At 71.9% G+C, this 15132-nt stretch carries 12 protein-coding genes; 3 read left to right on the forward strand and 9 right to left on the reverse strand.

From position 1 onward, the window contains the following. Positions 1 to 74 precede the first annotated feature (74 nt). The gene (locus tag QA861_RS05505; protein ID WP_334587080.1) at positions 75 to 1187 is read left to right on the forward strand and encodes an SDR family oxidoreductase; all 1113 of its coding nucleotides are present in this window, start codon (positions 75 to 77) and stop codon (positions 1185 to 1187) included. After that, positions 1184 to 2527 (forward strand): aspartate aminotransferase family protein, encoded by a 1344-nt coding sequence (locus tag QA861_RS05510; RefSeq protein ID WP_334587081.1) that lies wholly within the window; start codon positions 1184 to 1186, stop codon positions 2525 to 2527. Before QA861_RS05505 ends, QA861_RS05510 begins: the two co-directional genes overlap by 4 nt. On the opposite strand, the gene QA861_RS05515 is transcribed toward QA861_RS05510, so the two are convergent. The 9 genes from QA861_RS05515 to QA861_RS05555 form a co-directional block, all read right to left on the reverse strand. Next, positions 2521 to 4074: an ABC1 kinase family protein gene (locus QA861_RS05515; RefSeq protein ID WP_334587082.1), complete on the reverse strand. Its 1554-nt coding sequence runs from the start codon at positions 4072 to 4074 to the stop codon at positions 2521 to 2523. The two genes, QA861_RS05510 and QA861_RS05515, sit on opposite strands and share 7 nt — an antisense overlap. 139 nt (positions 4075 to 4213) lie before the next feature. Next, positions 4214 to 4780 carry a hypothetical protein gene (locus QA861_RS05520; protein ID WP_334587083.1) on the reverse strand — a complete coding sequence of 189 codons (567 nt, stop codon included), beginning with the start codon at positions 4778 to 4780 and terminating at the stop codon, positions 4214 to 4216. Between the two features lie 90 nt (positions 4781 to 4870). Continuing rightward, positions 4871 to 5428, reverse strand: coding sequence for an RNA polymerase sigma factor (locus QA861_RS05525; protein ID WP_334587084.1), 558 nt, complete (start codon positions 5426 to 5428; stop codon positions 4871 to 4873). 328 nt (positions 5429 to 5756) lie between these two features. Then, the gene (locus QA861_RS05530) at positions 5757 to 6218 is read right to left on the reverse strand and encodes a (2Fe-2S)-binding protein (RefSeq protein ID WP_334587085.1); all 462 of its coding nucleotides are present in this window, start codon (positions 6216 to 6218) and stop codon (positions 5757 to 5759) included. A 44-nt stretch (positions 6219 to 6262) separates the two neighbouring features. Beyond that, positions 6263 to 8374: a xanthine dehydrogenase family protein molybdopterin-binding subunit gene (locus QA861_RS05535; protein ID WP_334590459.1), complete on the reverse strand. Its 2112-nt coding sequence runs from the start codon at positions 8372 to 8374 to the stop codon at positions 6263 to 6265. A 228-nt stretch (positions 8375 to 8602) separates the two neighbouring features. Beyond that, entirely contained in the window at positions 8603 to 10231 is a 1629-nt protein-coding gene (locus QA861_RS05540) for a S53 family peptidase (protein WP_334587086.1), read from the reverse strand. Positions 10232 to 10351: 120 nt separating this feature from the next. Next, complete coding sequence (locus QA861_RS05545) at positions 10352 to 13246, reverse strand: helix-turn-helix transcriptional regulator (RefSeq protein WP_334587087.1); 2895 nt, start codon at positions 13244 to 13246, stop codon at positions 10352 to 10354. Positions 13247 to 13657: 411 nt separating this feature from the next. After that, entirely contained in the window at positions 13658 to 13858 is a 201-nt protein-coding gene (locus QA861_RS05550; RefSeq protein WP_334587088.1) for a DUF2180 family protein, read from the reverse strand. Positions 13859 to 14071: 213 nt separating this feature from the next. Further along, a complete protein-coding gene (locus tag QA861_RS05555; RefSeq protein ID WP_334587089.1) occupies positions 14072 to 14683 on the reverse strand; it encodes a MarR family winged helix-turn-helix transcriptional regulator in 612 nt (203 codons plus the stop codon). Between the two features lie 94 nt (positions 14684 to 14777). Here QA861_RS05555 and QA861_RS05560 point away from each other — a divergent pair, with 94 nt between their 5' ends. Continuing rightward, entirely contained in the window at positions 14778 to 15080 is a 303-nt protein-coding gene (locus tag QA861_RS05560; protein WP_334587090.1) for a hypothetical protein, read from the forward strand. Positions 15081 to 15132 lie beyond the last annotated feature (52 nt).

Genomic DNA, 15132 nt, shown 5'->3' on the forward strand with positions numbered 1-15132 from the left:
GAAGACACCCGCACCGCCCGCACCCGCACAACCTGCCGTCAATCGCCGCTCACCCGACCGAGGGGGATTCCGCCATGCCCGCGACCCGGCCCAGCGTCCGGCCGACAATGCTGCTCACCGGAGGCACCGGAGTACTCGGCAGAGCTCTGATCGACGAGCTCCTGCCCGACTTCCGCATCGTCTGCCTGCGCCATCGCACCCCCGTCGACGACCCCCGGGTGCACGAGTTCCGCGCCGACCTCATGGAACCCCGACTGGGCTTGTCCGTACCGGAGTTCACGCGTCTCGCCGCCGGCGTGGACCTGGTGCTGCACTCCGCCGCCGCCACCAACTGGCAGTGGGACCCCGCCCTGATCCGGCGCGCCAACCTCGACGGCACCCGTACGATGCTCGACCTCGCCGCCCTCGCGGGCGCGCCCTTCTTCCACATGAGCACCGCGTTCGTAGCCAATCCGCTGGCCCCGGAGGAGCAGGAGCGCTTCCCCGGCGCCGCCGCGTATCTGGCCTCGAAGACGGAGGCGGAGCAGGCGGTACGGCAGGCTCCGGTGCCCGGGGTGATCATGCGGCCGTCGGTGGTGATGGGCGACTCGGTGACCGGCCTGATCGCCGGGGTGCAGGGGCTGACGCGGGCGCTGGGTGCCATCGTCAAGGGCCAGGTCCCGGTCATGCCGGGCGGGCCGGACTCCCGGATCGACATGGTGCCCCAGGATGTCGTCGCCGCCGCGGTGGGCGACCTGATGCGCGGTGGTGTCACCGGGGGCGAGTACTGGCTGACGGCCGGCTCGCAGGTGCTGCTCCAGACCGAAGTCATCGACACCTGCCTGGAGTTCGCCGACGGCTACGGGCCCCGGCCGCATCCGCCCCGGCTGATTCCGCTGGAGTCCGTGCACCGGCTGCTGCTGCCGCTGATCGAGGGGCCCACGTTCCCGGAGTCGCTGCGCCGCCGCTTTCACACGTACGCGGAACTGCTGCTGGTCTTCCAGCGGGCGTTGCCCTTCGAGTCGTCCCTCGGCACACCGCACTGCGGCCGGGCGGTGTCGAAGGGGGAGCTGCGCCAGGCCCTCGTCCGCAACCTGGCCGCCTGGGCCGCCCGCCCCGGCGGTATGCGCGGCCGACAGCGCGGCCGGTCCGCCACCACCCCCGCAGCACCCCAGAAGACAGTCCAGGCAACGGAGTTGGCGTCATGACGACCGTTCCGATCGACTCCGGTCTCCGGCCGGACAGCTACACCACCGCCTATGACACGCTCGGCAGCCGCGAGCACATCGCCCACCTCTACCGCGAGCATCTCTCCTCCGGCCGTGCCGTCATGGGCACCGTGCTCGGCGGGATGCTGGAGACCGCGTCCGACGGGGCGTGGATCTTCACCGAGGACGGTCGCCGCTACCTCGACTTCGGCGGCTACGGAGTCTTCATCCTGGGCCACCGGCATCCCGCCGTGACAGCGGCCGTGCACTGCCAGGTGGACGCCCATCCGCTGGCCTCCCGGGTCTTCCTGGAGCCGGTCGCGGCCCGCGCCGCCGAGGCCCTCGCCGCCCGCACCCCGTCCGGCCTCGATCGGGTGCACTTCGTCAACTCCGGTGCGGAGGCGACCGAGGCGGGCCTCAAACTGGCGCGCGCCCACGGGCACACCGCGCTGGTCAGCACGGCCGGCGGCTACCACGGCAAGACCCTGGGCGCGCTCTCCGCCACCGCCAACGCCAAGTACCAGGAGCCGTTCCGGCCGCTGCTGCCGGACAGCAACGTCGTCCCGTACGGCGACCCGGTCGCGCTGGAGGCGATGCTCGGCCCGCTCGGCGAACGGGCCTGTGTGATCGTCGAGCCGGTGCAGGGCGAGGGCGGGGTACGGATTCCACCGCCGGGCTATCTGGCGGAGGTGAGCCGGCTGTGCCGGGCGTACGGCGCCTTCCTGATCGTCGACGAGATCCAGACGGGGCTGGGGCGGCTGGGCTCGTGGTGGGGCCTGGACGGGGAGGGCCAGGAGGGTGTCGAGGCCGCCGGGGAGGTCACTCCTGACGTCCTCCTCGTCGGCAAGGGGCTCAGCGGCGGGGTGGTGCCCGTCGCGGCGATGGTCGCCACGGGAGCCGCGTACGGCCCGTTCTCCCGTGACCCCTACCTGCACACCTCCACGTTCGCCGCCTCGCCGATCGCCTGTGCGGCGGCGCGGGCCGCGGTCGAGGCGCTGGCCCGGGAGGACGTCGTCGCCCGGGCCCGTGACATCGGCGAGCGGCTGCTCACGGGTGTCCGCGCGGTCTGCGCGCCGTACGTCGGCGGGCTCGTCCGCGAGGTGCGCGGACGGGGGCTGCTGATCGGCCTGGAGTTCGCCGAGGAAGGAGCCGTCGGCGAGCTGATCCTCGAACTGGTCGGCCGGGGCATCCTGGTCAACCACTCCCTCAACGCCTCCCGGGTGCTGCGCCTGACACCGCCCGCGATCGTCGGCGACGACGAGGTACGGCTCTTCCTCACGACTCTGGCGGAGTCCCTGCACGACGTGGCGCGGCGCACAGGCCACGACCCCGGTCAGTGATGCGGGCGGCGGCGGTCGAAGAGAAGGGCGGCGGCGCCGAGCGCCAACAGGCCCCGCGAGGGGGTCCAGGGCCGCTGCCCGCCCATGCCCGCCGGAGTGTGCGGTTCATGGAGCTGGAGGGCGAACTGCCGGTTCGCGGCGTCGGAGAGGAGACCGCGCAGCTGCTCGGGGGCGGACACGGCGAAGGACAGGAAGTCCATCGTGTTGCGGGCGGCCTGGTCGAGGGAGAAGTATTCGCGCAGCAGAGCCATGACGATGCCACGGGCCTCCGACTTGAAGACGTCCGCGAGGGCGATGTCCGGGGCCAGGCAGCGCACCGAACCCTCCAGGTTGGCGAAGGACTTGCCCAGCAGCGAGATGGCGGGCGCCGAGCCGATGCCCCGCTTGGTCGCCTTCTCCAGCACGGTCGTCAGCGACACCCCGAAGTTGATGTCCTCCAGGGACGCCGTGGCGACCTTGGGCACCAGCGCGGCCATGTCGGCGGCGAACGCCGGCAGGTTGGACCAGGGGGTGACCCGGCCCATGTCCGCCCAGGCCCAGGCGAGGCCGTGGCCGTCGTTCTGGGCGAGGGCCATGAGGAGCGGCAGCAGCTGCAGGCTCGTACGCCGGTCGAGGCGGCCGATCATGCCCCAGTCGATGAGCGTGGCCGGGCCGCCGGGCAGCGCGAAGACGTTCCCGGCGTGCGGGTCGGCGTGGAACATGCGGTCGACGAAGTAGCCCCGGTACATGAAGCGCAGCAGGTCCTTGCCGATGTCCGTGCGTTCCCGGTCGCTGAACGTGCCCCGGTCGAGATGCCGTACGGAGGAACCGGGCGCGAGGGACTGCACCAGCACCTTCGGGGTGGCGTGGACGACCCGGGGCACGGCGAGGGTCGGATAGCGCCGGATGTGCTCGCGGGCCTCGTCCATGTTGCGGGCCTCGCCGGTGAAGTCGAGTTCCGGCTCCATGGCGTCGAAGATCGAGCCGAGCATCGCCTCCAGGTCGATGACCTCGTTGAAGCGGGGCGCGGTACGGGCGACGATCCGGGACGCCCTGCGCATCAGGGCCATGTCCGCGCGGACCGCGTCCCGGATCCCGGGCCGCTGCACCTTCACGACCGCCGGGCGCCCGCCGGGCAGCGTGACCCGGTACACCTGCGCGAGAGAGGCCGCACCGAGCGGTCGTACGGTGTCGATGTCGTCGAAACGGCGCTTCCAGTCCGGGCCGAGCTGGTCCCTGAGCACGGGCTCGAAGACGGCGAAGGGCTGGACGTCGACCTGGTCGTGCAGGTTCTGCAGCTCGGCGATCATGGAGGCCGGCACCATGTCGGGCCGGGTGGAGAGGATCTGCCCGAGCTTCACGTAGAAGGGGCCGAGGCTTTCGAGCGCGTGCCGTACGGCTCTGGCGCGCCGGGTTCCGTCGTCGCCCTCCCCTCCGTCGTCCTGGCCGTCGGCTCCGCGCCGGGAGCGGCGGCGGTCCCGGGCCAGTCGGCCGGCCTCCTCGGCTGCGAGACCTCCCAGCACCTTCACGACCAGCCGAAGCCGGCTGCCGAGCAGGGCACTGCCCATGTGTCACGACCTTCTGTGTGTGCCGCGTTTCCTGAAGTGCGCGCATACGTCCGTGGTGCGGGGGCGGGTGCGGGTGCGAGTGGCGGTGGGCGGCCCGGTGGGGCGGGGCCCGCCCCGCCCCACCGTCAGCTGCCCTCCGTCAGCTGCTCTTCCTCGCCGCCGGTGCCCGGCCGCCACCGCCCGTCACCGCTCCGGCGACACCCTGGACGCTCTCCAGGACGCCGACCAGGTTCGCGACGAGCTCGGAGAGCTGGGCGATCTGACGCGGCAGCGCCGCCAGCCCCTCCGCCATCTCCGCCGCTCCCGACACGGCGGACGCGGCCCCGCCCGCCACACCGCCCAGCGCCGCGAGCGGATTCACGCCCCCACCCGCGAGCGCGGCGAGGGGGTTTTGAGTCGCGCCGGTGAGAGCGGCCAGCGGATTGGGGGCGGCGCCCGTCAGAGCCGCGAGGGGATTGGCGGCGTTCGCCAGTACCGCCGCCGGATTCGCCACTCCGCCGAGCGCCGAGAGCGCCTGGACGTTTCGCAGCACATCGCCCGGCAAAGCGTTCAGTGCCTGATACGGATTTCCCGCGGAGATCCAGTCCACGGCCCGGGAGTCTTCGCCCCTTCGGTCGAGAATATCGTCGAAGGCCTTCTTCGTACTGTCGGCGATATCACCGATGAAGTCCTTGATCGTGTCCTGCGTATTATTGTTCCTGCCCACTACGACGCCTTCCTTGTCGACTGAACTCCCGTAACCCGGAAGTCGTTCACAAGAGGCCGGACATACACCGAGAGAACATTCGGCCGTCCGTTACCTGTGGTGTGCCGTGACCCCGTCCAGCGTCTGGGCGCACACGAGCCGCAGCCGCGCCCGCCCACGGGTGAACGCGCCCTCGGCCGCCTTGAGCGAGATCTGGTGCATACGGGCGAACTCCATCGTGGAGATGCCGTCGGCGCGGGCCAGCATGACCTGGCGCTCACGGCCCCGCAGCTGCTGGACCTGGCGCAGCAGCCACCGCCCGAAGTCCTCGTCGCACACGTCCTCGTCCGGCAGCTCGGGCCTGCTGACGTGGGCGGTTCGGCCCACCAGCCGCCGCCTGCGGTCCAGTTCGCGATAGTGGTCGACGCACAGCCGCAGCGCGACCGAGGTCAGAAAGGGCCCGATCCGCTCCCGGTCGAGGTTCTCGTGGGCCGCCGCCCGCAGCATGGTCTCCTGGACGCAGTCCTCCGCGTCCTGGGCGGTCGGCAGCCGCCGGCGGACCAGTCTCATCAGTCGTTCCCGGTGGCCGGCGATCTCTCCCCAGGACAACTCCCGAAGGAGTTCTCCATCGCCGATTGTGAACTCGTTTGAGCAGGTTTCCGAATTCATGCAGTACACGGCCCCGAAATGGTCCCTGGGTGCGAATCCAGAATATTCGCACGTCCTGTCCCCAACCCGACGAGAAAGGACTGTCCGGGTCAACTCACGGACAAACCGAGCCGATTGGCTACCACTCATCCGAATGGAAACCCAGGGAATCATATCCACCACACCGCGTATCGTGCTACAAAACGGATACGGCCGCAGGGGCGGTGCGGTTGCGCAGAAACGTCACATCATGATCAGGCCGATGGAGTCATCCACCGGCAGCATACCCATATCGGCCATCGAGGAACTGAATTCGCCAGTACCGGTTGACCTGCTTTCGCCTTGCAGGTCAGCTCTCGGTCTCCGCGGCGGCCTGTTTGACGGCCTCGCGGATCCGGCAGTACGTGCCGCAGCGGCAGACGTTCTCGATCCGGTCGATGTCCGCGTCGGTCGGCTCGGACGTCCGCCGGAGCAGCGCCACCGCCGCCATGATCTGCCCCGGCTGGCAGAAGCCGCACTGCGCGACATCGAGGTCGAGCCACGCCTGCTGGACGGGGTGCAGGGTGTCGCCGTCGGCCAGCCCCTCGATGGTGGTGACCTTGCGGCCCGCGCAGTCGGCGACGGGCACGACGCAGGGCTGGATCTCCGCATCGTCGAGATGACTGGTGCAGGCGCGGCAGACCCCGACCCCACAGCCGTACTTGGGGCCGGTCACGTGGAGCAGGTCACGCAGCACCCACAGCAGCGGCATGTCGGCCGGGGCCTCGACGGTGACCGGTTCGCCGTTGAGGTCGAAGGTGTAGCGGGGCATCAGTACCTCTCGGAAGGCGCGTAGGAGCCGCGGTCGCCGGCTGGTCAGAAGGTGAGCGGGAAGCGGCGGGGCTTGCTGCCCGTCGCCCGGGCGTAGGCGTTGGCGACCGCGCCCGCGGCGGCCGGCACCCCGAGTTCCCCGGCGCCGCCGGGCTCGCCCGTGGACGGCATGATGTGCGCCTCGAAGTGCAACGGAGCGTGCCGCTGGCGGGCGTAGCGGAAGTCGTCGAAGCTGCCCTCGCGGATCGCGCCCCGGTCGATGTGGAGGCCGGCCCGCAGGACGGTGGAGATGCCGTCGGTCGTGGCGCCCATGAGCTGGGCCTCAAGTCCGCGTGGATTCACGGCCGTTCCGACGTCGGCAGCCATCACCGCCCTGGTCACCCGGGGGTTCTTCGGGTCGGTGGCGTCGATCTCGATCAGACAGGCCACGCAGGAACCGTACTCCTCGTGGACCGCCATGCCCTGTCCGTGTCCGGCGGGCATGGTCCGCCCCCAACTCCCGGCGGATGCCGCCTTGTCGAGTACGGCACGTACGGTCTTGTTCCGGAGTGTGGTGCGCCGGAAGGCGACCGGGTCCTTGCCGAGGCTGCGGGCGATCTCGTCGACCATGATCTCCTCGACGGTGCGGCTCGTCCCGGAGTCCACCGACCGCCAGGCGCCCAGCGGGATCGCCGCCAGCGCCACATCGCCCGAATCCCCGGACAGCCGCCCGAAGTTGTACAGCCCACTGTCGCTGGGCAGCGGGCCCGCCGCCGCGCGTCCCGTCCGCGCGGCCAGGGATGTCACACCGCCCTGCGCGGCGAGGCCCTCGCCCTCCCACGACTCGCTCACCGAGGACGTCGCGTGGACGAAGGCCACCACCCGGCCGCCCTTGTGGCTCGCTCTGATCCGGTGGTGGGTGGCCGGGCGCATCCTGCCGTGCCGCAGGTCGTCGCCACGGCTCCACATCAGTTTGACCGGCCGGCGGGCCGCCTTGGAGACGAGGGCGGCCTCGATCGCGAAGTCGTGGTTCAGCCGCCGCCCGAACGAGCCGCCGCCCCGCATGACATGGACCTTGACCTTCGACGCCGGGAGTCCGACCGCGGAGGCGATGGCGTCACGGGCGTCCATCGGCGTCTGGGTGGAGAACCACAGTTCGGCGCGGTCCGCGCGGACGTCCGCCACCGTGGTCAGCACCTCCATCGGGGCATGGCTGACGAACGCGAACTCGAACTCCCCGGTCACCTGCGTCGATCCGCTCGGCGCGGCGCCCAGCGGCGGGACGGCGGCGCGCAGCCGGGCTCTGACGGCCGGGTCGGACAGCGCGGCCAGCGGGCCGGGCGCCCAGGTGATCCGCAGGGCGTCCCGGGCCTGGAAGGCGTGGTGGAAGGTGTCCGCGACCACGGCGACTCCGCCCGCGACCCGCACGACGGCGCGGACGCCCGGCATGGCGCGGGCGGGCCGGTCCTCGACCGCGCGGATCTTCCCGCCGAGCGTCGGCGGCCTGGCCACCACGGTCGGTTTCGCGTCGGCCACCTTCAGGTCACCGGCGTACTGGGCCCGGCCGGTGATGATGTCCCGGGCGTCGATCCGGGTCGTCGGCTTCCCGATCACCTTGTGCCGCGAGGGCGGTTTGGGCTTGCTGGACACCGCCGGCCGGGTGACCTTCGCGGCGGCGGCGGTCAGTGACCCGAAGGTGGCCGTACGCCCGTCCGGTGCGACCACCATGGTGTTCCGGGTCCGCAGCGTGCGGGCGGGCAGGCGCCACTGCCGGGCGGCGGCGGTCACCAGCCGGGCGCGCGCGGTGGCGGCCAGGGCCCGGGCAGGTCCGTACAGGGAGCTGACCGAGTTCGAACCGCCGGTGAACTGGCTGCCCTTGGTGCGGGCGTCGGCGAGCGGGATGTCGACGTCCGACAGGCGGGCGTCCAGTTCCTCGGCGATCATCATGGCGACCGCGGTGGTGACCCCCTGGCCCACCTCGACGCGCGGCAGCCGGACGACCACCCGGTTCGCCGCGGTGACCTCCAGGACCAGCATCTCGTCGTCGTCACCGGTCACGACGACGCCGGGCCGGGCGCTCGCGTCCGCCGCCCGGGGTTCGGCGCCCTCCGCCGAGGACGTGTCGCAGCCGATCGGCGCGGCCACGGTGAGGGTGGTCGCGGCCAGCGTGTAGACCATGAACCTCCGACGGGACCACTGCCGCTCCATCGCCACCCCTGCCGATTCCTGTCGGTTCATACCGCCGCCCGCCTGTTTCCGGCGGTCCGTCGCCGAACCCGCTGTCGGTGCGTCTCCTGTGTAGGAGGGGGAAGGCGGCTTCGTGGTTGCGTCTCAGCACCGGATGACGGAACGAAGCGCGGGCCGGGAGTGGTCCCGGCCCGCGCTTCGTTCCGTCATCCCGTCATGTCAGCCGAGCAGCTTGCTCGCCAGGGTCGCGGCGTTGTACGAACCCCAGCCGGTGGTGAAGTCCCAGCCGGTGGCGGCGGAGTAGGCGCCGTTGCTGCCACTGGTGATGTCGTGGAAGCCGGTGCCGCTCGCCGTGTACAGGGCGGGGTTGGCGAAGCCGAGATTGGCCTTGCCGGCCGCCTTGGCCTGCTGGTTGTAGAGCGCGGCGAACGCCGCCCACTCGGGCGCCGCGGCGCTGGTGCCGCCGACCGTGCCCCACGAACCCTGGGAGTAGATCGAGACGCCGGGGCTGGGGTTGGCGTGCGCCGAGACGTCCGGGACCTGGCGGAAGCCGCCGCCGGCGGTCTTCTGCACCGCGGTCTGCCAGCTGGGGATCTTGAAGACGGAGGACTTGCCGCCCCCGCCGCCGGACCAGGCCACCTCCTTGCTGAAGGCGTTCGCCGAGGTGACGGTCAGCTTGGTGCCGCCGACGCCGGTGACGTACGGGTCGCTGGCCGGGTAGTCGACGGTGGTGGTGCCGTCACCCGCGTCGTCGGAGCCGTCGTCGCCTGAGGCCGCGTAGAAGCCGAGGCCCTGGGCTGCGCCCGCCTTGAAGACGGCGTCCACGGCGTTGATGTTGGAGGTGGTGCGGGCGCTCTCGGAGGCGCCCCAGCTGATCGACGTGGTCGGGATGCCGCTGTCGACGATCGCCTGGTAGGTGTCGACCTCACCGGCGTCGGAGTTGGGGCCCTCGAAGACGGTGACGTTCGCCTTGGGTGCGATGGCGTGCAGGACCTCGATGTCCAGCTCGACCTCGACCTGGCCGTCACCGAGCGCGCCGGATCCGCCGTCCACCTTGGACACGGTCGGGGCGGGCGAACCCAGGCTGTAGTTGGTGTCGTACTTGGTGATATTGGCCTGCTGGAAGCCGTCGAACTCCAGCAGCGCGATCTTCTGGCCGCTGCCGGTGTACGTACCGGAGACGTTGTAGCCGCCCTTGAGCTGGGCCGGGGTGTAGCCGCCGCCCGGGCCGTTGCGGGGGGCGACGCGGGAGGACGACTGGTGGTGCAGCTGGGTGCGGTTGTTGAGGCCGGCCACATCGCTCACGAGGGAGGCTACGGACGCGGGCAGGGTCGGCGCGGCGTCGTTGGCGTAGAAGGAGCGACCCGACGACGCGTCCTTCCAGGTCGACAGCCTGGTGCCGAATGCCTTCTCCAGCTGGGCGGCGGTGCCGCTCGCGTCGACGAGCAGGTTGCCCGAGTGCACCTTGCCGACGGTGAGGCCCTGGGCCCGCAGGAAGTCCTTGAGCTGCTTGACCTCGGCGTCGGTCCGGCCGAAGCGGGCTGCGAACTGGCTCTTCGTCAGGTAGTGGCCGTAGGAACCCGACCGGGGGTCGCTGACCTTGGTGACGAAGGTGTCGAGCGCCTTGTCGTTTCTGGGGGTCAGGCTGATCGCCACCGATATCCGCTTCCCGGCGGCGAGCTTGCCGGTCCGGGTCGCGCTCCTGCTCAGGCCCTTGAGGACGTCTCCGGTGACAGCGGCGCGCGTCGCGTGCGGCTGGGCGATGTCGGCCGCGTAGGCGGTGGGGACGGCGGCGGCGAGCAGCACCGGTGCGGCGACCAGGCCGAGCAGTTTCAGGCGTGACTTCACTGGAGTCCTCCGGAGAGTGGGGGCGTGTCCCGGAAGCGGAACGACTTCACCGTAGGAACGGCGGCCCCACCCCCGTAAGCGGGGGAACCCTTGCCGTACGTGTTAACTGCACATGTCATGTCAACGGCGTGTGTCGGGTGCCCGGGCCGTCCGGACCCGGCCGGGCTGACTCATCGTCACTCCCTGTGGCACGGGCGTGACTTGGTCGTCGTCGCCGTGGGCCACGGCAGCGCCGGAGGCGAGGACGGCGACTGCCATGGCGTGGGCGAGCGCGGTGCGCGAGCGGACGCCGAGCTTGCGGTAGACCCGGGAGAGAGCGCCCTCCACCGTCTTGACGCTGATGAACAGCTTCGCGGCGACTTCCCTGTTGGTGGCCCCGCCCCCGACCAGTTCGGCGATCCTGGCCTCCGTCGGGGTGAGTTCGGGTTCGCCCGCGCCCGTCTCACCGCCCCGGTCCCTGGCGTCCAACCTCGCCAACTCGTCCCAGGCCCGTGCCGCCAGCGGAGCGGCGCCGATCCGCTTCGCGGTGTCCAGCGCCTCGTGGAGGACCGTTCGCGCCGCGCTTCTGCGCCGTGAGCGGCGTTCGACCGTGCCGAGGGCGATCAGGGTGCGGACCAGCTCGACGGGCAACGGGAGCCGGCGCAGCCGGTCCACGGCGGAGCGCAGGTGCGGCGCCCCCTCCTTCGCCCGGCCGAGCGCCGCCTCGCGCAGCCCCTCCGCCCGTTCCAGAGCCGCCAGTACGCTGCCGGGCGCGTCGGCGGACAGCAGTGCGCGGGCGTCGTGGAGCACGGCCTTGGCCGCGTCCGTCTCGCCCAGGACGACGAGTGCCTCGGCCAGGTCCGCGTACCAGTGCAGCAGCGGTGGGTCGGCCGCGCACATCGCCTCGCCGAGCCGCTTGACGCGTCCCAGCACCTCGACCGCGGCGGCGGCGCCCCGCGGGTCGCCGCCGAGCAGCTCGGCCTGGCCGAGCACCGCCAGCGCGCGCAGCAGGAACAGCCGGTCGCCGTCCGCCTCCGAGGCCCGTACCGCCTGTTCGGCGAGACGCCGGGCCTCGTCCGCGCTGCCGCCCGCCGTCGCCGCGAGCGCCGCCGCGTAGAGCGCCGGAGCGGCCAGTACGCCGGACTCGGCCAGGATGCCCGAGCAGTGGGCGGCGGTGCGCAGTGCCTCTCGGCAGTGCCCGGCGCGCACCTGGATCCGGGTCAGCGCGACCAGGGTCGCCATGACCTCCTCGACCCCCGCGAACTCGCCGATCTCCGCCAGCAGTCGGGTGACCCGCTCCCCTGCCTCGGTGACTCTGTCGGAGTCCAGGGCGAGGATCGCCCGCATCCGGATCAGTCCCCAGCTCTCCGGGCCGGCGTCGGCGCCGCCGGCCAGCGCGAGCGCCTCCTCCAGGGCCGCGTCGGCGGCGACCGCTTCCCCGGCCAGGGACCGCACCCGGGCGAGGGTGGCGAGGGCCCCGATCCTGGTGTCCGTGTCACCGGCCAGCTCCGCCTGCCGTGCGGCGCGCCGGGCGTGCCGGGCCGCGTCCGTCAACTCCCCGCACAGCAGGCCTCGTACGGCCGCCCAGTAGTGCAGCCAGGCCTCCGACCCGGGGTCGCCGGCGGCGTCCCGCAGGCCCTCCTCGATCAGGTCACGGGTACCTTCCAGCGCCTGCCCGGCGTTGCGCAACAGGATCACCCGGGCGCGCGCCCGCTGCCGTGCGGAGCCCGACCCGGCGAGGACGGTTCCGGCCGCCTGTGCCGCCTCCTCCGACCGACCGCCGTCGCAGGCGTATTCGGCGGCGGCGAGCAGTCGGTCGGCGCGGTCCGCGGCGCGGTCGGCGGGAGTGCGCAGGGCGGCGAGCGCGGCGAGTTCGAAGGCGGCCTCGGGTGTGCCGTCACGGCGTGCGGACTCGGCGGCTGACATCAGGGTGCGGGCGGTGCTCTCGTCCTCGTGCGGGTGGGCGAGGGCGAGGTGGCGGGCCCGCTCCACCGGCTCGGTGACGGCGCGGGCCAGCAGGGTGTGCGCCGCACGGCGGCCGTACTCCGGCGCGTCGGCGTAGAGGGCGGCCCGGATCATTGGATGCCGGAAACGTACGGTTCCGTCGGCGCCGGCCGTGGCGACGCCGAGCCGTTCGGCCTCCGCGAGGTCGTCGGCGGGGTCGGGGAGCCCGGCGGCGCGCAGGACGGTGAGGGTGGGGTGGGCGGCGGCGCTCGCCACCAGGAGGGTGTGCCGGGCCGTCGACGGCAGCGAGCGCGTCGGGTCGAGGAGCCGGTCACGCAGTCCTCGGGGCACCGGCAGCGGGCGGCCGAGGCCGAGGGGGGCCGCGTCGCGCGGGGCCGCCCCCGCCAACTCCCGTACGTACGACGGGTTTCCGGCGGCGGTGTCCAGGATCGCCCGCAGTACGCCCGGTGGCGGCTCGGCGCCGACGACGGTGCGCACGAGGTCGGCCACCTCGGCGTCGTCCAGGGGCGGCACGAGGAGTTCGAGGGTGTCCGGCGGGCAGCAGCGCGACTGTTCGGGCCGCTCGTCGTCGGCCACGCGCTCGGTGGTCAGCACCCGGATGTCGAGGCCACCGAGCCGACGTACGGCGAAGGCGAGCACCTCGGCGGTCGGCTCGTCGAGCCACTGGAGGCCGTCGACGACCAGCAGGACGGGGCCGGCGGCGGCGAGAGCGCGCAGTACGTCGAGGACGGCGACGCGCACCGCGAGTCGGCCGCGGCCGTCGGGGGGTTCAGCGCTGTGCAGCAGGGCGGCGCGCAGTGCCGCCCGGGGTTCGGGCGCCGGCGTCTCCAGGCAGCTCTCCGGCACCCGCGCGAACAGGTCGACGAGGCCGACGAAGGGAAGCCCGGCATCCTCGGGGGCGGGCGAGCAGCGCAGCACCGTTCCGGACGGCTGGCCACTCACGGCCGAGGAGGTCACGAGGGACGCCACGAGTGCGGACTTGCCGATCCCCGCGGGGCCGTGCAGGAGGACTCCCTGACGGCCTGCCAACTCGGCCCGGGCGGTGTCGAACAGCTCGCGTCGACCGGTCACGGACCGTACGCCCATGGCGGCCGGCCGGCCTCGGCCGTGGCGCGGCAGGTCACGCGGCACTGGATCATGCGCTCATGACAACCCTGGTGGATTCGGCTTGTCAATCGTTCAACACCGGCCCACGCGACGGTCCGACCGGAGCCGGTGCGTCACTTTTCGTCAAGCCCGCTCGACGTGAGCGGACCGCTGGAGACGTTCCGGTGGACCCATGTGCTCGCCGTGCGGGGGTACGTGGTGGAAACCGCTGTCTGAAGCCGACTCCGCGGCGCCCGGGAACCGACCGTACAATCCTCGCGCCCAAATGAGATGCACCGCGCTCGCCGCTTCGGCGGGCGCGGCTTCCGGCGCCCTGGCGAAACCGCCACCGCGCCTGTGGTCGATCCACGCACGATCAGCAATGTCGTAGGCGGTTCAACTCACCTCCGTTTTGCGGCAGGCCAGGCAGGTGATGTGCCGTAGGGGCTGGTCATGTGTCGCGCGTCCGGTTCCCGTGATGTCCTGTGCCAGGACATGGCTCTCATGCGCGTGCTCGCGACAGACCGCTGCTCCGCAGCGCACGCACACGGCGACTGCGGGCGTCGCGGTGATGTCAGGGCAGTCATAGCAGTTCACGTTGTCTCCCCTCGCCTGGCGGGCCCCGGCAGTGCCGGTCTGCCGCTACCTTCATGCTCCTCCTGACTATTGCAGGATGCAAGAAAGAAGTGCCCTTCCACGGGTCCCGGGCCCCGAGCCGCGTCGCACGACCGCCCGGGGTTCGGTGAGGCAACCGGGCCGGGCGAGCCGTGCGGCAGGCGGTTCCCGCGATGCGTACCTTGCGGGCCGGTGTCAGGTAGTTCTGTCCTTCGATCGACGGCGTCCTCCCTTAGGAACACCTGGTGGGGGCGGATTGAGCGGGTCGTCGACGAGACCGCCGACGAGACGCATCTCGTCGAACGGGTCCACGGCCATCTCGTCCGCCACCTCGGTAAGCGCCTTCAGCGCGGGAACGAGACCGGCACGTGCCGCGGCGGGCAACTGCTGCACGAGGGTTCGGATTTCGGTGCGCCGATGCGTGAGCACGCGCTTGACCAGGGCCCGGCCGGCGGGGGGCAGGCTCAGGATGACCTCGCGCCGGTTGCGGGGGTTGGTCCTGCGGTCGATGAGGCCGACGGACTCGAGGCGTTCGACCATGCGCAGAGCGGTCGAGGGGTTGACCCCCAGCGTCGCGGCCAGAGCGGCGAGCTTGACCGGCCCGCAGGTGTCGAGCACCACCAGGGCGCGCAGTTGGGGCAGGGTCAAGGTGCCGTCCGTGAACGAGAGGGCGCGCGCGGAGATCGCGATGAGCAGCCTGGACGCGGCCATCACGGCCAGGGTGACCTCCTCGGCCTCCTGGTCGAGTGCCGCATGGGAGAGCTGCTCAGCGCAGGGCTGGGGCCGACGGGGATCCTGCCGAGTCATCACGCACCTTCCACGTCTTTGGCCGATGGTCCCGTGGTGCGGTTCGACGTCTCCACGTTCCGGAACTATTGCAGGATGCAATGTTACAGTCGGAGTGACGAGGCTGGAGCCTTGGAGGCGCGCCGGTTTCGGCGACGAGGACGTGATGATGTTGACGACCGAGCCGATATATGAGGCCTATTCGTTCGTGTGTCTGCGGTGCGGGCACGCGTGGGAGGGGTCCTACGAGATCCGCCACTGCCTCGACGGGCAGGGCCGCGTGCGGGTGGACTACTACGAGAAGAGCCTCAAGGTCCCTTCGCCGTTGACCGAGAGCAGCTGCCGGATCTGCTCCGGATGCCGCATCCGGATACTGCGGCCCGGGCGGGTGCGATCCGCCCGCCCCCGGTTCGACTGAAACCACGCGCCGGAGTACGGGCGTACGACGAGACCCGCCGTCGAACCCGGTC

This window comes from Streptomyces sp. B21-083 (assembly GCF_036898825.1).
Taxonomy (GTDB): Bacteria; Actinomycetota; Actinomycetes; order Streptomycetales; family Streptomycetaceae; genus Streptomyces.